17 protein-coding genes are annotated in these 17541 nt (G+C 73.5%); 6 read left to right on the forward strand and 11 right to left on the reverse strand.

The window, feature by feature from the left end; translation table 11 throughout:
* Positions 1–5: 5 nt before the first annotated feature.
* The 7 genes from C2865_RS09950 to C2865_RS09980 all read right to left on the reverse strand — a co-directional run bounded on the left by C2865_RS09950 (position 6) and on the right by C2865_RS09980 (position 8862).
* Complete coding sequence (locus C2865_RS09950) at positions 6–833, reverse strand: glutamate ABC transporter substrate-binding protein (protein WP_232835488.1); 828 nt, start codon at positions 831–833, stop codon at positions 6–8.
* Positions 830–2206: a hypothetical protein gene (locus tag C2865_RS09955; RefSeq protein ID WP_232835489.1), complete on the reverse strand. Its 1377-nt coding sequence runs from the start codon at positions 2204–2206 to the stop codon at positions 830–832. The genes C2865_RS09950 and C2865_RS09955 overlap by 4 nt, the downstream gene beginning before the upstream one ends.
* Positions 2203–3423: an FHA domain-containing protein gene (locus tag C2865_RS40640; RefSeq protein ID WP_232835490.1), complete on the reverse strand. Its 1221-nt coding sequence runs from the start codon at positions 3421–3423 to the stop codon at positions 2203–2205. The genes C2865_RS09955 and C2865_RS40640 overlap by 4 nt, the downstream gene beginning before the upstream one ends.
* Entirely contained in the window at positions 3420–4346 is a 927-nt protein-coding gene (locus C2865_RS09965; RefSeq protein ID WP_106398066.1) for a protein phosphatase 2C domain-containing protein, read from the reverse strand. The genes C2865_RS40640 and C2865_RS09965 overlap by 4 nt, the downstream gene beginning before the upstream one ends.
* Positions 4347–4376: 30 nt before the next feature.
* Positions 4377–6578, reverse strand: coding sequence for a serine/threonine-protein kinase (locus C2865_RS09970; RefSeq protein WP_106398067.1), 2202 nt, complete (start codon positions 6576–6578; stop codon positions 4377–4379).
* A 95-nt stretch (positions 6579–6673) separates the two neighbouring features.
* Positions 6674–7618: an alpha/beta hydrolase gene (locus C2865_RS09975; protein WP_232835491.1), complete on the reverse strand. Its 945-nt coding sequence runs from the start codon at positions 7616–7618 to the stop codon at positions 6674–6676.
* A 101-nt stretch (positions 7619–7719) separates the two neighbouring features.
* The gene (locus C2865_RS09980) at positions 7720–8862 is read right to left on the reverse strand and encodes a GDSL-type esterase/lipase family protein (RefSeq protein ID WP_106398068.1); all 1143 of its coding nucleotides are present in this window, start codon (positions 8860–8862) and stop codon (positions 7720–7722) included.
* Positions 8863–8975: 113 nt separating this feature from the next.
* Here C2865_RS09980 and C2865_RS09985 point away from each other — a divergent pair, with 113 nt between their 5' ends.
* Positions 8976–10184, forward strand: coding sequence for an alpha/beta hydrolase family protein (locus C2865_RS09985; RefSeq protein ID WP_106398069.1), 1209 nt, complete (start codon positions 8976–8978; stop codon positions 10182–10184).
* Between the two features lie 16 nt (positions 10185–10200).
* On the opposite strand, the gene C2865_RS09990 is transcribed toward C2865_RS09985, so the two are convergent.
* Positions 10201–11502 (reverse strand): cryptochrome/photolyase family protein, encoded by a 1302-nt coding sequence (locus C2865_RS09990; RefSeq protein WP_106398070.1) that lies wholly within the window; start codon positions 11500–11502, stop codon positions 10201–10203.
* A 108-nt stretch (positions 11503–11610) separates the two neighbouring features.
* Positions 11611–12078, reverse strand: a complete 468-nt coding sequence (locus tag C2865_RS09995; RefSeq protein WP_106398071.1) for a hypothetical protein — start codon at positions 12076–12078, stop codon at positions 11611–11613.
* Between the two features lie 144 nt (positions 12079–12222).
* Between C2865_RS09995 and C2865_RS10000 the strand changes: the two genes are divergently transcribed.
* Together C2865_RS10000 and C2865_RS10005 are read left to right on the forward strand one after the other, a co-directional pair.
* Complete coding sequence (locus tag C2865_RS10000; protein ID WP_106398072.1) at positions 12223–12546, forward strand: putative quinol monooxygenase; 324 nt, start codon at positions 12223–12225, stop codon at positions 12544–12546.
* A gap of 65 nt (positions 12547–12611) precedes the next feature.
* Positions 12612–13517: an SDR family oxidoreductase gene (locus C2865_RS10005; protein WP_106398073.1), complete on the forward strand. Its 906-nt coding sequence runs from the start codon at positions 12612–12614 to the stop codon at positions 13515–13517.
* Here the strand turns inward: C2865_RS10005 and C2865_RS10010 are convergent.
* Positions 13508–14464 carry a helix-turn-helix transcriptional regulator gene (locus C2865_RS10010; RefSeq protein ID WP_106398074.1) on the reverse strand — a complete coding sequence of 319 codons (957 nt, stop codon included), beginning with the start codon at positions 14462–14464 and terminating at the stop codon, positions 13508–13510. The two genes, C2865_RS10005 and C2865_RS10010, sit on opposite strands and share 10 nt — an antisense overlap.
* A gap of 49 nt (positions 14465–14513) precedes the next feature.
* Positions 14514–15110, reverse strand: a complete 597-nt coding sequence (locus tag C2865_RS10015) for a hypothetical protein (protein WP_106398075.1) — start codon at positions 15108–15110, stop codon at positions 14514–14516.
* Between the two features lie 189 nt (positions 15111–15299).
* Here C2865_RS10015 and C2865_RS10020 point away from each other — a divergent pair, with 189 nt between their 5' ends.
* The 3 genes from C2865_RS10020 (at position 15300) to C2865_RS10030 (ending at position 17461) form a co-directional block, all read left to right on the forward strand.
* Entirely contained in the window at positions 15300–15716 is a 417-nt protein-coding gene (locus C2865_RS10020) for an SRPBCC family protein (RefSeq protein WP_106398076.1), read from the forward strand.
* 279 nt (positions 15717–15995) lie between these two features.
* A complete protein-coding gene (locus tag C2865_RS10025) occupies positions 15996–16553 on the forward strand; it encodes a helix-turn-helix domain-containing protein (RefSeq protein ID WP_198653130.1) in 558 nt (185 codons plus the stop codon).
* On the forward strand, positions 16550–17461 hold the full coding sequence (locus C2865_RS10030) for a M23 family metallopeptidase (protein WP_106398077.1): 912 nt from the start codon (positions 16550–16552) through the stop codon (positions 17459–17461). Before C2865_RS10025 ends, C2865_RS10030 begins: the two co-directional genes overlap by 4 nt.
* Positions 17462–17541: the final 80 nt, after the last annotated feature.

Here is a 17541-nt window from a genome sequence, read left to right on the forward strand (position 1 = left end):
GCCGATCAGCCGCAGCCCTCGAACTGCGGGACGGTGGTGGTGGTCTTCAGCCCGGTCGGCCCGAACCACTTGGCGAGCAGCCGCGCCGCCGTCCCGTCCTGGTACATCCGGGTGACGGCGCGGTTGACCGCCTCGCACCCGCTGACGTCGTCCTTGCGCAGGCCGATGCCGTACTTCTCGTCGGTGAACCTGGCGTTGACCATCCGGAAGGCGCCGGGCCGCCGCAGGGCGAAGCCCGCCAGGATCAGGTCGTCGGTGGTGACGGCGTCGAGCCCGCCGTCGAGGAGGAGCTGGACGCACTCGCCGTACGTCGCCGCGTCGACGAGTTCGGCCTCGATGCCCAGCTCCTCCACGACCCGCTTCCAGGAGTTGGAGCCCTCGCTCTTGCACAGTTTGCGGCCCGCCAGGTCCCGCGGGCCGAGGATGTCCCTTTCGCCCCCGCGGACCATGATGTCCTGGTGGGCGACGTAGTAGGGCCCGGCGAAGTTGACCAGGGTCTTGCGCAGCGGGGTGATGGAGTAGCTGGCCACCACCAGGTCGACCTTCCGCCCGATCAGGAACTCCTCGCGCTGCCCGGAGGTGAGCCCGACGAACTCCACGCGCTCGGCGCCGAGACGCTCGGCGACGTAGGAGGCGACGTCCACGTCGAAGCCCAGGAAGGAGCCGTGGGACCGCAACCCGATGCCCGGCTGGTCGTACTTCACCCCGATCCGGAGCACCTTCCTGCCCTCCACCCCCGGGGAGCGGTCGGCGCCGCACGCGACGGCCAGGGACAGCAGGAGGACGGTGGCCAGGAGGAGGGACAGGAGGCGTCCGGGCATGCTGGTGGTCAACGGTACTCCGCGAGTCTGGGCCACACGCCCAGGACGATGAGCGCGGCCAGGACGATCCCCGCCGCGGGCAGGCCCCGGTTCCAGCCGTCGAGGGCGGCGGCGCCGGCCGCGACCTCCCGTTCGAAGTCGGCGTTGCGGTGCGCGACGAGCCGGCTCAGCTCCTGGTCGTAGGCGGTGAAGGTCTCGGTCATCAGGCCGGTGCGCAGGGCGATGGCCTCCCGCTCGTCGCCGCGGCGCACCAGGCCGCGCATCCGCTCGTCCTGCTCCTGGAAGGCCCGGTAGCGGATGAGCACCTCGGACCCCTGCGGGACGCCGCCGAGGAACCCCAGCTCGGGCGGGGCCTCGGCGAGCCGCCGGTAGTAGTCGGCGAGGTTGCCGGACTCCCGGTAGGCGATGGCCTGGGAGGTGTCGAAGTAGACCTGGGCGTAGGTGTCGGCGCGCCGCGGGTCGAGCAGGAAGCGGGTCTGGTCGGCGGCGGCGGTGTTGCTGATCGCGCGGGCGCGGGTGAAGGCGAGGGTGGGGTCGAAGCCCTCCTCCTTGGCCATGCGCAGGTGCGAGGAGGTGCTGCCCAGCACGAGCAGCGCCCAGCCCCCCAGCACCAGCGTGAGCGCGGTGGCCGCGGCCAGCGCCGGGCTGAGCAGGCGCCGGAACCGGTAGGCGAGGTAGACCTGGAGCCCGGCCAGCACCGCCAGCAGCACCAGCGCGGTGACGCCGACGGCGACGCGGGAGCGCAGGACGTGCGAGCGCTCGTCGACGTAGGCGCGCCGCACGACGCTGGCGTTCTCCAGGGTGAGGTTGTAGGCCTTGGGCAGGATGTCCTGGCGCATCAGGTCGGTGGCCCGCCGGTAGACCCCCAGCACGTTCTGCGGCGGCGGCCCGGCCGGATGCCCGGACTGGTCGTTGAGGAGGAGGGCGCGGGAGGCGAGCTGCTCGTACCTGCCGAGGCCGTTCAGCACATCCCGGACGGTGCGGCGGCTCGCCCGGTCCGTCCCGGCGATCTCGTAGGCCTGCAGCAGCGCCCGGTGGGCCTCGCCCCGCCTGGCCCGGTACCGCTCCTGGGCGCGGTCGCGGCCGGCGCCGAGGTCGTGCTCGGCGCCGATGAGCAGCAGCCCGGCGAGCTGGGCGTCCATGTCGCTGAGCGCGAAGTACAGGTGGCCGGTGTGCACCACCTGCGGCCCGGCGTCCTCGCCGACCAGCCGCAGGCCCTGGCGGGCGTCCTCCAGGCCGGTGGAGACCGCCGCGACCAGGGCGATGACGGCCAGCAGCGCCGCGGCGGCCCAGCCGCGCAGGTGGCCGGGCACCGTCCGGGGCAGCGCGGAGCGCCCGGCCGTCCGCCGGAGCGCCCGGAGCGCCCCGGCCACCTTGCTGATCACGACAGGGACTCTCTGCGCAGCTCGAGGGTGGTCCAGGCGCCGACGTGGATGCGGTCGCCCTCGTGGAGCGGGATCTCGGCGCCCACGGCGACCGGGGCGCTGCCGGCGTTCAGCCGGGTGCCGTTGGCCGAGCCGGGGTCGACCAGGCACCAGCGGCCGTCGCGGGAGATCAGGACGGCGTGGGTGCGCGAGACCGCGGGGTCGCGGGTGGGCACGGCCAGGTCGATGTCGGGGACGGTGCCGCGCAGCGTGCTGCGCCGCCCCAGCAGCACGCGGCCGCCGGTGAGGGGGCTGCTGAGCCCCGGCCTGCCCTGCGGGGCCGGCAGCCGGCCCGCGTCGGGTCCGCTCTCGGCCAGGATCCGCCGGTGGTACTCCGGATCGGTGCTGATCACCACGTACCAGCGGGAGCGGAAGTCCTCCGGAGCCGCGGGCCTGGGGCCGGGCACGCCGGTGGCGAAGTCGTGGCCGCAGCCCTCGCAGAAGCGGCCTTCGCCCGGCAGCGCGCACTCGGGGCAGGGCCCGGAGCGCGCGGGGGAGGACGCGGGCACGGGAGGCGGGGCGGGGGCCGCGCCGCGGCGCAGCCGGAAGGTGCAGGTGGTCTCGTCGCCCTCGATGACGCGGCTGAGCATCGTGGCCAGCGGGACGTTGCCCTGGGCGCGGGCGAGCTGGACGGCGCTCTCCAGCTCGGCGGCGGCGGTGCCGGCGTCCCCGGCCTGCTGGGCGGCCAGGCCCGCCTGGATGCGCGCGGCCAGTTCGCTCTGCCCGGTGTAGTGGGCGACGCGGGCGTCGATCCGGGTGCACCGGGTGCGGTCGTCGGTCCACTCGGCGAACACGTCGGCGGCGCCCAGCGCCTCCCCGCCGAGCAGGACCGTGAGCCGTGCCGCGCGCATCCGCTGGCCGACGTCCTGGACGGGCACCCGCAGGCGCAGGTGGTACTCGCGGGTCTCGCGGCGGCCCCAGCGGCCGGTGGAGTGGTCGAAGGAGCGCGGGGCGTCCTCGACGGCGCGCGCGGAGAGGTCCTCCTCGGCCGGCAGGACTTGCTTGAGGGAGCGCAGGACGACCCCGCGCGGCACCGCGACCCGCAGGCGCACGTCCTCGGCGGGCTCGAAGGGGTCGCCCGTCCCGGTGACGGAGATGATCGCGTGGAGGTCCGTCCCGCCGTCGGGCAGGTAGCGGTTCTGGTCCACGGACACGGTGAACGGGGTCCTGATGGTCATAGTTCGAGTCCGTCCCCTTCGACCGGGATGATCGCGACGGTGATGTTGTCGTGGCCGCCGCCCGACAGCGCGGTGCGCACCAGCTCGCGGGCGACCGACAGCGGGGTGCGCCGGCCGCGGCGCCCGGTGAGCGGCCCGGAGACCGGGTCGGCCAGCGGGTCGGCCAGCGCGGCGGCCAGCGCCAGCGGCGAGGCCATGTAGTTCCACAGCCCGTCGGTGCACACCACCAGCACACCGGGGACCTCGGGCGCGTAGACCCGCACGTGCACGTCGATCTCGCGGGCGTCCGCGCCCATCCAGCCGACCAGCATGTGGGCCCTGCGGTCGGCGTAGGCCTCCTCCCGGCTCATCATGCCGTGCGCGATGACGTGCTCGGCCCAGGAGTCGTCCTCGGTGAGCAGCTCGTCACCGGTGGCGCCGATCCAGTAGGCGCGGCTGTCCCCGATCCAGCCGATGGTGATGACGGGGCGGCCGTCCAGCTCGCCGGTGACCGCCGAGACGTAGGTGCAGGCGGGCGCCGAGGAGGGGTCGGCGGCCAGGCCCGCCACGGCCTTGGCGGCGGCCAGCGCGGCGGTGCGGGTGGCGTCGCGCGGGTCGGCGCCGGCCTCCAGCTCCCGGGTCAGGACGGAGATGCCGGTCTCCACCGCGGTGCCGGAGGCCTCCTCGGGCCGGGGGGAGGCCGAGACGCCGTCGGAGAGCACCGCGGCCAGGCCGCCGGGGATCGGGGACAGCGCCATGCCGTCCTGGTTGGTGCTGTGCCGCAGCCCCCGGTCGCTCACCGCGGCGGCGTCGTCGCCCAGGTCGATCTCCCGGTGGTGGACCGTCTCGGCCGCCGGCCGCGCCGCAGGGCTCAGCCGGTGGCCGCAGGCCTCGCAGAACAGGTCGCCGGCGAAGACCGGGGCGGAGCAGGAGGGGCAGGGCATCGGAGTCCGTTCGCTTCGGGGGTTGGAACGTCAGAACAGGGTTCTGGGACGGATGGCGTTGGCCAGGGTGACCAGGGCGTGGCGCTCGCCGGGATCGTCGGCGAGCCGGGCCAGGGTGCGGTAGGCGCGTTCGAGACCGCGGCGGAGCTCCTCCTCGTCGAGCGGGACGCCCAGGACCCGGGCGTCGGACGTACGGCCGGCCAGCACCCAGTCCAGCGCCGAGCGCAGGACCTCGACGGACAGCCGGGCGTGGCGTTCGGCGTCGAGGCCCAGTCGGCTGAGACGTCTGCTGGCATCAATCAGTTCACGTTCAGACAGATCCCCAGGTTCCCGGCCGACGGCGATCGCGTGGACCGCGGCGACGCGGGCGCCGGGGAAGTGGCTGGAGGACGGCGGGACGGAGTCGAGCGCGGCGATGGCGCCGGCCCGGTCCCCGGCCGCCAGGCGCACCCGGGACAGGCCGAAGGCGGCGCTCACGTACGTCTGGTCGGTGCGCCACACGGTCTGGTAGTGGTGCTCGGCGTCGGGCAGGCGGCCGAGCAGCTCGTGGCAGAAGCCGAGGGCGAGCTTGGGCGCGGCCTCGCCGGGGGCGAGGTCGTACAGGTCGTCGAACCGGTGGCGCGCCTCGCGCAGCTCCCCGGCGCCCAGCGCGGACACCGCCCGGTACCACTCGGCCCGCCAGTCCTCGCGTATCCCGGCCAGGACGCGGCGGGCCGCCGCGTGGTCGTCGAGCTCCAGGTGGGCCAGCGCCCGGTGCAGCCGCACGTCGGGGGAGTCGGCGGGGGCGGAGGCCAGCGCGGTGAGCAGGGCGTGCGGGTCGCCGACGGTCAGCGACGCCAGGAACCCGGCCGAGGCGTCCGAGGCGCGGGGCTGCGGGATGGGCAGTGCCAGCAGGGCGTCCCGGGGGGTGAGCCGTTCGGTGGGGACGCGCCGGCCGGGCCCGAACAGCGCCGAGGGCGCGGGGCGCGGCCTGCCGTCCTGCGCGGAGAGCACCTCGCGCAGCACCCCGGTGAGCTGCTCGGCCATCTCCTGGGCGTCCTGGAAGCGGGCGTAGGGGTCGCGGGCGGTGGCGCGGCGCAGGAACCGGTCGTAGGACTCGTGCTCGCGCAGCACCGGGACCTGCTCGCGGGGCGGCAGGCTCGCCACGTACTTGCCGGTGTGGCCGTGGAAGGGGAAGCTGAGCACGGCCAGGGCGCGGCCGACGGTGTACAGGTCGGAGGCGACGGAGGGGCCCATCCCGCCGATCTCGGGCGCCTGGTAGCCGACCGTCCCGTAGATCGCGGACTCGGTGTCGTCCATGCGCCGCACGCCGCCGAGGTCGATGAGCTTGAGCTGCTCCTCGGACTGGATGGCGTTGTCGGGCTTGAAGTCGCAGTACAGCAGGCCCAGGCCGTGCAGGTAGCCCATGGCCCGCAGTACCTCCAGGGCGTAGGCGATGGCCTGGCCGAGCGGCAGGGCGGCGTCCTGGCCGTGCTCGCGCCGGTGCTCGGCCAGGACGTCCTTGAGCGGATGGCCGCCGACGTACTCCATGACGATGTAGCCGTGGTTGCGCAGGGTGCGCGGGTCGGGGTGCTGGACGAAGTTGTAGATCCGCACGATGTTGGGGTGCTCGACCTCGGCCAGGAAGGCCTTCTCGGCGGCGGCGACCGCGCCCGCCTCGGGGTCCTCGCTGTCCAGCAGGCCCTTGAGCACCACCCAGCGGTCGCTGACGTTGCGGTCGCGGGCCAGGTAGATCCAGCCGAGGCCGCCGTGGGTCAGGCAGCCGAGCACCTCGTACTGGCCGCCGACGAGGTCGCCGGGGCGCAGCTTGGGCAGGAAGGAGTAGGCCGAGCCGCAGCGGGAGCAGAAGCCCTCGGGCCGGCCGGGCCGGCCGTCGCGGCCGCGCCCGACCGCCTCGCCGCAGCGGCAGTACCGTTTGCGCTCGGCGACGACCGGGTCGGCCAGCACGGCCTGCGCGGGGTCCTTGTAGGGCACGGGCGGCACCTCGACCAGGCCCGCGCCGAGCAGGCCGCGCCGCGACCTGCCGCCGGACGAGGCGCCGGTGCTGCGGGCGGTGGTGCTCCAGGCGGCGGGGCGCTGGGAGCCGGTGCGCGGGAGGCCGGGGTCGGGGTGGGTGAAGCCGTCGGGCGCCGCCGGAGCCAGCCCGCACTCCAGGCAGTAGCCGTCGGCCACGGTACCGCTGCAACCGGGCCGCGTGCAGTTAAGACGCCCCACCTTGTCCTGGCTCTCCATAATTCGCCCTGAGGCATATAGGTATCAGCCAGTTTGGTGTTGAGGCCACCCCCGGGTGCCGGTTCGTGCCGGATGGGAACGCGGAGAAGCCCTGCTCAGGCCTTCAGTGCCCGGATGATCATGGGCCAGGAGCGGCGCAGGCCGCGCCGGAAGTAAGGCCAGGTGTGGGTGCCCCTGGGGTAGAGGTCGGCGGTGACCGGGATCTTCAGCCGGCGCAGCCTGGCCACCAGTGGCCGTGTCGTGTAGAGGCAGAAGGCCTCGGCCGGATCGGCGGCGTGGGCGGTCTCGGGGTCCAGCGGCCCCTTCACCCCGTTGCGGGCGCAGGAGACGTAGAGCCGCGTGCCGCGGAGCCGGTGCGCCTGGGTGAGCGGGTCGTGCTCCTCCCAGACGTCCCGGTTGAGCTGCGGCTGCCCCCACATGAGGAACTTCTCGGCGCCCGAGCCGGGGATGCCGGTCAGCAGCACCTCGGGGGCGCCGGGCAGCAGGGTGGCGCCGTAGCCGCTGAAGCTGCCGGTGAACGCGAACATGCCGGGGTGCCGGGCGGAGTAGATCAGCGCCCCGTAGCCCCCGGCCGACAATCCCGCGACCGCCTGCCGCCGGGACGCGCCGTACCGGCTCATCAGGATGCCGCGCAGCTCCTCCAGGTGGAAGGTCTCCCACTGCGGGCCGACCATCCAGTCGGTGTAGCCGCCCCCGGAGCCTCCCTCGGGCATGACGACCATCATCCGGTGCGCGGCGCTCATCCGCACGATCTCGGACTCGCGCGTCCAGGCCCGGTAGTCGTCGTTGCCGCCGTGCAGGAGCCACAGGAGCGGCCACCTCCGCCTGCGGTTCCACCCCCTGGGCAGGATGACGCGCGCCTTCATGTTCCGCCGCATCGCGGGCGAGGCGATCGTCAGGTCGCGGACCCGGGGGCCCAGCCTCCGCTCGGCGACGACCCTGGCCGCGGCCCCGGCGGGGGCCGCGGCGAGCAGGACGCCGCCGGCTGCGGCGGAGACCGTCGCTGCCCGCAGGAGATCACGTCGCTGCAGCACCGGCACCACACTCCTCGAGAGGTCTCTCTGGTGGGGACCGGCAGGACCCTAACGCCCTGGGATTCATTGCGAAATGCGAAATTTGTCGAATTTCTGGCGGCGGCTTGTCAGCGGTCGAGCAGGAACGCCTCCAGGTCGACGGCGTGGGCCATGGCGCGGGCACCGGCGTCGTTGGGGTGCAGGCCGTCGCCGCAGTGCAGGTCCGGGTGGAAGCGCGAGGGGTCCCGCGGGTCGCGCACGGCCGCGTCCACGTCCAGGCAGGCGCGGTACTCGGAGGTGGTGCGGATCCAGTCGTTGACGGCCGCGCGGACCCGGTCGCCCTCCCGGCAGTGGTAGCCGGGGAAGGCCGCCCCCGCGTACGGCGGCAGGGTCGCGCCGATCGGCACCACGCCGGCCTCCCGGGCCAGGCGGGCCAGGGTGGTCAGACCCGAGATCAGGTCGTCGGCGCGGCAGAGGGGGCGGCCGGCCGCCGCCGACAGGCCCAGGTCGTTGATCCCCAGGGCGATGATCACGTGGGTGAGTCCGGGCACGGCCAGCACGTCCGGCTGGAAGCGCAGCAGCCCGGCGGGCCCGAACCCGTTGCACAGCAGGCGGTTGCCGCCGATGCCGAGGTTGAGGACGGGCAGGCCGAGGCGGCGGGACAGGTGGTCGGGGTAGCGCTGGTGGGCGTCGGGCGTGGTGCCCGAGCCGTCGGTGAGGGAGTCGCCGAACGCGGCCACGAGCGGCTCGCCGGGGGAGCGTTCCCGGCGGAGGTCCACCCCCTTGATCCAGTGGAGGGAGGTGATCTCCTCGGCGGGCCGGGCCCGCAGGTCGGCGGCGGTGTTCCCGGCGGTGACGTAGCCGGTCTGCAGGGCCTCGGGGTGGTGGGTGGCGGACCCGCCGTCCTCTACTATGTAAAGGCTGACGGCGAGCTCGGCGTCGTCGGGGACGGCGAGTTCGGTGAGGTCGCTGACCACCTCCGTCCCCGCCACGATCTCCACCGTCTTGGAGCCGCCGAAGGTCAGCCTCGCCTGCTCGTCCGCCACCCGGCCGCCGCCCAGGTGGCGGCCCACCCGGGCCTCGCCGACGCGCAGCGGGCCGTCGCCGAACTGGTTGCTCAGCCACACCCGCAGCCGCGGGCCGCCCCGGTGCAGGTGGACGACCTGCCGCACGGTGCGCCCGGCGAAACCGCCGGGCGGTCCGGTGAAGCTCAGACCGCCGTAGGGGCTGACCATCGCGGCCCGGTGCGCGGCCACCCACTGCACGCCCATCGTCGGTGCTCCCTTCTCTCGAGCGGCGTTTCGATCGCCGTCCACGCCTAGCGGATGATTGTTCGGCCGGGGGGTATTTGCTTGGGGGTGTTTCGACCGGGTACGCATGGAATATGCGCCTTTTCGAGGACCGGCTGTTCCAGAGGTTCGCCGACCGCGCGCTGATGACCATGACGGGCGGTGGCGCCGAGTACGGCGAATGCGCCCTCGCCGCCTCCCGGATCACCGAGGGGGACGCCGACAGCTGGCACCGGGAGTGGACGGCCACCGCCGACATGGTCGCCGAATGGGGCGGGCGCAGCGACGAGAAGGGGCATGCCGTCAGCGCGGCCGAGGCCTACCACCGGGCTTCCACCTACTACCGGGTCGCCAACTTCCCGCTCTTCGGGTACCCGGTGGACCTGCGCCTGACCGAGACCTTCCGCAAGGAGTGCGAGGCCTTCGAGCGCATGGCCGCGCTGCGGCGGCTGCGGCCCACCGAGGTCGACTACGAGGGCGTCGAGTTGCACGGATACCTCTGCCTCGCGGCCAAGGACGAGGTCCGCCCCACCGTGATCGCGGTCAATGGTTATGACTCCAATCTCCACGAAATGTACTGGTCCCACGCGATCCCGGCGTTGAAACGCGGATACCACTGCCTGCTGATGGACGGGCCGGGCCAGGGGCGCACCCTCATCGAGCACGGACTGACCCTGCGGCCCGACTGGGAGCACGTGCTGGGGCCGATCATCAAGCGGCTCCTGACCTACCCGGAGGTCGACCCCGAGCGGCTGGCCGTCATGGGCTGGAGCCTCGGCGGCTACTTCGCCGCCCGCGGCGCCGCGGGCGACCCGAGGGTGAAGGCGCTGGTCGTCGACCCCGGCCAGTGGGACCAGCTCGAACTGCTGCGCGAGGCCATGTCCATCCCCGCCGAGCTCAAGGAGGCGCTGCCCGACCTCGACCCGGACGTCCTGGCGCCCTACCTGGAGGAGGCGCTGGCCGACCGGATCCACCACTGGGAGCTGGTCCAGCGCGGCCAGTGGATCCACGGCGCGGGCTCGCCCGCCGAGTACCTGCTGGACCTGGCCCGCTACAACATCTCCGAGGTCGTCGACGACATCGCCTGCCCCACCTTCGTCGCCACCACCGAGTCCGACCTCCTCTCGGCCCGCGCCGGCACCTTCTTCGCCCGGCTCCGCTGCCCCAAGACCCTCAAGGCCTTCACCCGCGCCGAGGGCGCGGCCGGCCACTGCGAGCTGTGGAACCGCTCCCGCTTCACCCAGCAGGCCTTCGACTGGCTCTCCGAGACCCTCCGCCACCCGGTGGAACCCCCTCTCTTCTGACCGGACGCCGCGGGGCTCAGGGGCCGGGGTCCAGCAGGGGCGGCGGGTAGTCCAGGGTGCGGCGCAGCTCCGGCGGGGCCTGCCACGGCCGGTGGACCGCGGCGCCCTCCAGGGCCCGCAGCTCCGGCAGCCAGCGCCGCACGTAGGCGCCGTCGGGGTCGAACCGGGCGGCCTGGCGCAGCGGGCTGAGGGTGCGGGGACGCGGGTCGTTGCCCGTTCCGGCCAGCCGCTGCCAGTTCGCGGCGTTGTTGGGGATGTCGCCGTCGGCCAGCCAGCGGCGGAAGTGCCGGTAGCCGTGCCGCCAGTCGAGGTGCAGGGTGCGGGTGAGGAACGACGCGGTGATCATGCGGGCGCGGTTGTGCATGAAGCCCTCGTGGTGCAGCTGGCGCAGGGCCGCGTCGACGACGGGCACGCCGGTGGCGGCGTTCTCCCAGGCCTGCAGGGCGTGGGGGTCGTCGTGGACGGTGCGGGGGCGGGGCCGGTAGTCGCGCCAGGCGAGGTCGGGGAAGGCGGCGGCGACCTGGTAGTGGAAGTCGCGCCAGGCCAGCTGGCGGGTGAAGGCCTCGTCGTCGGCGGTGCGCTGGAGGACCTCCCTGGGCGAGAGGGTGCCGAAGCGCAGGTGGGCGCTGAGCCGCGAGGTGCCGTCGTGGGCGAGGATGTCGCGTTCGCTCGCGTAGTCGTGCAGCCCGTGGGCGATCCATTCCCGCAGGCGGCGGCGTCCCTGCTCCTCCCCGCCGGGCATCAGGGCGGGGGAGGCGCTCGCGGCGGGCTCGGGGAGGAGGCCGGGGTCGAGTCCTTCGGGGAGCGTGATCCGCGCGGGCGGCGGCAGGACGGGGCGCAGAGGCGCGGCGCTCCAGGCCCGCCAGTAGGGGGTGAAGACCTGGTAGTGGTCACCTTTGGCGGGGGTGAGGCGGCCGGGCGGGACGATGGTGAGGCCGGGCGTGGCGGTGACGTGCAGGGGCAGGCGGCGGAGGGCGTCCAGGCGGCGCCGTGCGTGGGCGGAGTGGTCTTCGGCCAGGTGGAGGGAGCGGGCTCCGGTGCGGGCGGCCAGTTCGGCGACGGCGGCGGCGGGGTCGCCGCGGCGGACGAGGAGGTCGCCTCCCGCGGCGCGCAGGCTGCGGCGCAGGTCGGTCAGGCTGTCGGCGAGGAAGCGCAGCCGGTTGGGCACCGCCATCGGCCCGGCCAGGATCGCCTCGTCGTAGACGAACAGCGGCACGACGTGTTCGGCGCTCTCCTGGGCGGCGTGCAGAGCGGGGTTGTCGTGGACGCGCAGGTCGCGGGTGAACAGCACGATCGCGGTGCCGGCGCCTGCGTTCATGGACTCGTCCCCCTTCCGGTCCGAAACTAGCCGTCCGGTGTCGCAGAGGGCGCCCTTCTGGGCCGTTCCTTGACCGGAGCGCGGGCAGAACCGGAGGCCTGAGGTCGCTCAGCGGGCGTTCTCCGGCGCGGCCGCCGAGGAGCCCTTCAGGCGCCGGTACGCGAACGTGAACCGCAGGATCCCCACGGTGAGGGCGGTCAGGAACGGGGTGAGGGTGAAACCGTTTCCCACCTCGTAGCCGACCCCTTCGCCCCGGACTCCGCTGGTCGCCCACATGAGGCCCCAGGGCAGATCGAACCGCGACGGGACGCCGCCGACCGTCGACAGCACGCCCGCGGCGATCCCGGCCGCGACCTGGACGGCCCCCGTGGCGACCAGCGCCGCCACCGCCCAGGAGGACGCGTTGCGGGCGGAGGGCCGGGAACGCGACCAGCGGAAGAACAGGATCACCGCGAGGGAGGCCAGCGGCCACACGACCGAGTGCCAGCTCCACGGGGAGTCCGTCACCACGGGCAGCCACACGATGGCCAGCGGCAGGAGCACCCACCAGTCGACATCGGCCGCGAAACGCCGCACGCGCTCTCCTCATTGAAAAAGACATTCAGGCCGCAACCTGTCATATCAGGCTTAGGTATCCGGAAGGTTGCGAGAAGCGGTACGGCGCCGTGGAGGCGGCCGGTGCGCCCGTCACCTGCGGTTCCGCGCCCGTAGGCTGTACGTATGATCTTCATCGTCGTGAAATTCCCCGTGAAGCCCGAGCACGCGGACGCCTGGCCGTCGCACGTCGAGGCGTTCACCCGGGCCACCCGCGCGGAGCCCGGCAACCTCTGGTTCGAGTGGTCGCGCAGCGTCGAGGACCCCGACACCTACGTACTGGTCGAGGCGTTCCAGGACGACGCGGGCGCGGCCCACGTGAACTCCGACCACTTCCGCGCGGCCATGGAGACGATGCGCCCCCTCGTCCAGCGGGCGCCCGAGATCGTCAGCACCACGATCGAGGGCGCGGACGGCTGGAGCAGGATGGGCGAGCTCGGCCTCGACTGACCGCCGCGGAATCCCGTCGCGAAAGGCTGACACTCCCTGGCAGGTTTTCCGGTGAGGGTAGAACCATGAGTGAACAGATCATCGCATTGGTGGCGGGAGCCACCCGGGGCGCGGGACGCGGCGTGGCCGTCGCGCTGGGGGAGATCGGCGCGACCGTCTACGTGACCGGCCGGAGCGGCGGCGGCAGGCGGTCGGAGATGGACCGGCCCGAGACGGTCGAGGAGACCGCCGAGCTCGTCACCGCGGCGGGCGGACGCGGCATCCCGGTCGTGGTGGACCATCTGGAACGCGAGCAGGTCCGGGCGCTGGTCGAGCGGATCGACGCCGAACAGGGGCGGCTCGACGTCCTGGTGAACGACATCTGGGGCGGCGAACTGCTGACCGACTGGGACGCCAAGATGTGGGAGCACTCCCTGGACGACGGGATGCGCATCCTGCGGCTGGCGGTCGACACCCACATCATCACCAGCCACTACGCCCTGCCGCTGCTCGTCAGGAACCCCGGCGGGCTGGTGGTGGAGATGACGGACGGGACGACGGAGTACAACACCGGCCACTACCGCATCTCCCTGTTCTACGACCTGGCGAAGGTGTCGGTGAACCGGCTCGGCTTCGCCCAGGGCGAGGAGCTGGCGCCGCTCGGGGCGACCGCGGTGTCGCTGACCCCCGGCTGGCTGCGGTCGGAGCTCATGCTGGATCACTTCGGCGTCACCGAGGAGACCTGGCGCGACGCGCTGGCGAAAGAACCCCACTTCGCCATCTCCGAGACCCCGCTGTTCGTGGGACGCGCGGTGGCCGCGCTCGCGACCGACCCCGAGCGGTCCCGGTGGAACGGGCAGTCGCTGTCCAGCGGGCAGCTCGCACAGGTCTACGGTTTCACCGACGTGGACGGCAGCCGCCCCGACGCGTGGCGGTACATCGTGGAGGTCCAGGACGCGGGCAAGCCCGCGGACGTCACCGGCTACCGCTGATACAGCGCCGCCAGCCGTTCGGCCGAGTCCTTCAGGCGGGCGCGGAGCTCGGGGGGCTCCAGCACCTCGGCCTCCGGTCCGAGCCGGAGCAGCTGGTCGAAGGCGACATCCAGGTTCTCGACGGGCAGGACGGTGACGACCCACCCCTGCCCGTCGGGCTCCCCGGCCGCCGCGCGGGCCCGCTCCACGGCGGGCGGCTCGGCCACGCGGCGCAGCGACCGCATCGCGTCGGGGCCGAGCCGGACGGTGATCTCGTCCCGGAACATGGACGCCACGAACCGTGCCGACGACTCCGCCCACATCCCGGCCAGGTCGAACGACTCGTCCCGCGTGAACACGGCGCCCGTCTCCCGCAGGGAGGTGATCCTGTTCACCCGGTAGGTCCGGAACCGCTCCCGCACGGTCGCCACCAGGTACCAGACGCCGCCTTTGAGAACGAGCCCGTAGGGCCGCACCGTCCTGGCGTTCTCGCGGTAGACGATCTCGATCTCACGGTCCGCCCAGACGGCACGGGCCAGCTCGATGAGCAGCGGCGGCGGCTCGGCATCGGTCCACCAGCCGGGAATGTCCAGATGGAACCTCCGGCTCGTCCGCCCCGGAGCCTCCCGCAGCGGCTCGGGCAGCGCGGCGAGCAGCTTCAACCGCGTCGAGGCCACCACGTCGGCCAGCCCCATCTGGTCGGCCGGCCCGTCCAGTCCCGCCAGGAACAACGCCTCCGCCTCGTCCTTCGTGATCCCCGTCAACCGCGTACGGAACCCGCCGACCAGCCGATACCCACCATGACGCCCCTGGTCGGCATAAACCGGAATCCCCGCCTCGGCCAGCGCCAGCATGTCCCGGTACACCGTCCGCTCGGACACCTCCAGCTCCCCGGCCAGCTCGGCGGCGGTCATCGACCCGCGCGACTGGAGCAGCAACACCACGGAGATCAGACGGGCGGCACGCACACCCCCAACCTAAACCGAGCGCGATGCGCCGCGATCACGCCTCGGACCATCACGAAGGGCCGTGCCTGCGGCTCGGTCGCCGCCGCATCCCGGCGTAGAACAGCGCGGTGGCGGTAACGGCGAGCAGGCCGCAGACGGCTCCCGGGCCGACGACGTCGACACCGTGGTCGTCCGTGGCGGAGATCCACGGATCAAGGGCGCCGAGCGGGTCCTCGAGCAGGACCGCCCGCTGCCCGGCCTCGAACTGGCCGCGGCAGTTCTGCGTGCGGTCCAGGCTCCGGGCCGCGCCTGAGGCGTCGGCGACCCGGCAGGAGAAGTCCGCGCTCTCGGTGCGCGGGATCTCCCGGACCTCGACCACCAGGACCTCGGTCCGCTCGCCGAAGGCCGCGGCGTAGGTCTCGTGCAGGACGGGACCCGAGAAGATCATGAGGCACAGGGCGGCGGTGCCCGCGACGGCCGCGGCTCCCGCCCGGTTCCAGGCGATGCCGGCCACGGTGGCCGCGGTGGCGGTGGCGAGCATCCCGATGAAGAGGCCTCCCGCGTACCAGAGGCACAGGCCGACGACCGCGCCCATCAGGCAGGCCGCCGGGATCAGCACGGCCCACAACAGGGAGCTCGACGTGCGCGGGGGAACGGTGGCCGTCACATGGACCCTCCTTCGGGGGGTGATCTTAGGCGCGAGGCCGCCCGGGAGCGGCCCGCGGGGTGCCGGTGTCACGATCCGGCCAGGTTCGCCTCTCCGGAATATGGTCACGATCCTTGACTATCAAGAATCGTGACTATAGATTGGTCTCAGTCGAACAGCCCCCCGGGGCCCTTCTCAAGGAGAGTCGTCATGGCCGGTGTCAACGGTTTCGAGTACGCCATCACCCGCACCCTGAACGTCCCGGTCGAGCAGGTCTGGAAGGCCTGGACCGTCGCGGAGGACTACGGCAAGTGGGCCAGCGCCGAGGAGGTCGTCATGGACGTGCGCCCCGGCGGCGAGTGGAGCTCGGTGATGGTCATCCCCGGCGGCGTCCGCGTCCCGCTGGGCGGGGGCTACACCGAGGTGGTGGAGGGCGAGCGCCTGGTCATGGGCATGAACGTGCCCGGCCGCGACGAGCCCGTGCTGATGCGCCTGGACCTGGCCGCCGACGGCGAGGGCACCAGGGTGACCCTGTCCCAGACCCTCGACACCGCCGCCGAGCGCGACGATGCCGAGCAGGGCAGCAACATGCTCCTCGACGGCCTGGCCGCCTTCCTCGCCGCCTGAGCGGGCCGTCCTCGGCGCTTCGGTGAAGCCCGTGCCGACCGATGCGCGCGGGTGAGCCCGCATTGTGCAGGTGGCCGCCCTCGTCGGCGGCCACCTGCACGGATGGGGTGCGGGTAGTGAGCCGAGGGGCGGCGGGGAGGCCGGGCGACGCCCGCCGCGAGATTCCGGAGCGCATCCGGACCGATCTGGAGGCGCCGGTTCGCGGCTTCTCGCGGCCTGTCTCGTGATCACGGGTGCGGGGCGCTTGTCAACGATATCGAAATTACGTAATCTCGTACCGTGGCAGAAGAAGAGGGTTGGGACAGCGGTGGCGGGCCGACGGTCGAGGAGCGCCTGAGCGCGGTCGAGGAGGCGCTCGCGGGGCTGCTCGCCGCGCAGAAGCGGCGCGGGCGCGTGAACGTGCCGGAGCCGGGGGCGGAGGGCGCCGTTCCAGCGGACCTCTTCTGGGCCCTGGAAGGGCTGCGCGAGCGCGAGCCCGCCCCGGGCGCGGTGATGATCGTCGGTGATGTGACGCTGCCCGACGGCCGCACGGCCGGTTGGCAGCTCGGCGCGGGCACCGACGACCTCCTCGCCGACGAGTGGGAGGCTCTGGCGGACGTGTTCGCCGCGCTCGGCCATCCGGTGCGGCTGCGTCTGCTGCGGGAGGTGCTGCGCGGGCGCGGCACGGCCCGTGAGCTGGCCGAGCTCGAGGGAATGGGCACGACCGGGCAGGTCTACCACCACCTGCGCCAGCTCGTGACGGCCGGCTGGCTGCGCGTGCGCGACGGCGGCCACCACGAGGTGCCCGCCGAACGGGTGGTGCCGCTGCTGACGGCGATCGTGGGAGGGCGGCGATGAGCGGCGCGGGCCCGGCCAAGGGAAGGAAACGCCGCTGGGTGGCCCGCTGGAGCGACGTGTACATCAAGGTCTTCCTCGCGGGGGTCACGGCGCTCCTGCTGCTGGACCTCCCCGGCTGGTGGTACTGGGTCTTCCTCGGCGTGCTCGCCCTGGCATACGTACGCCCGCCCTGGGACCGCGCACGCGAGCCCGTGACGGTGGCCGCCCCCGTGTCCGGAACATGGCTGGCGCTCAACAGCCCCGGCTCGAAGGTCCCCGCGCACGGCACCCGCGGCTGCGGCCAGACGTACGCCATCGACGTCCTGATCCCGTCGAACGTCACGGCGGCGGGCGGCGACCACCCCAGACCCCGCTTCGGCTGGGGCATACCGGACGCCCCCGAGAGCTTCCCGGCCTTCGGAGCGCCGATCCACGCCGTCGCCGACGGCAGGGTGGTCGCGGCGACCGACCGGCAACGCGACCACCGCGCCCGCAACACCTGGTCCGGCTTCCTGTACATGCTGCTCGAAGGCGTCGTGCGCCAGGCCGGCGGCTGGCGTCTCATCTTCGGCAACCTCGTGGTCCTCGACCACGGCGACGGCGTGTACTCGGCCTACGCCCACCTCCGGCGCGGCTCGCTGCGCGTACGGCCGGGCGACCGCGTCCAGGCCGGGCGGGTACTCGGCGAGGTCGGCAACACCGGCAACACGTCCGAGCCGCACCTGCACTTCCAGCTCATGGACCGCCCCCGCCCGCAGGAGGCCGCAGGCGTCCCCTTCCGCTGGAAGGGCGCCACGGTGCGAGAAGACGCCGTCGCGCCCCGCTACGGCCTCCCGAAACCCGGCGAAGGCGAACCGGGCCTCCCCGCGAACGCCCAGGTCTTCGAGTCACAACCGGACTCACGCCGAACACCCGAGTCCGCGGTGTGAGCTGGCCGGCACGACGGGCCGCCGGTCACCGCTGCGCCACCGCCGTTCCACCTCGCCGAGGGACGGCGTCGGCCGGACCA

This window comes from Actinocorallia populi (assembly GCF_002995495.1).
In the GTDB taxonomy this organism is placed as follows: Bacteria; Actinomycetota; Actinomycetes; order Streptosporangiales; family Streptosporangiaceae; genus Actinocorallia; species Actinocorallia populi.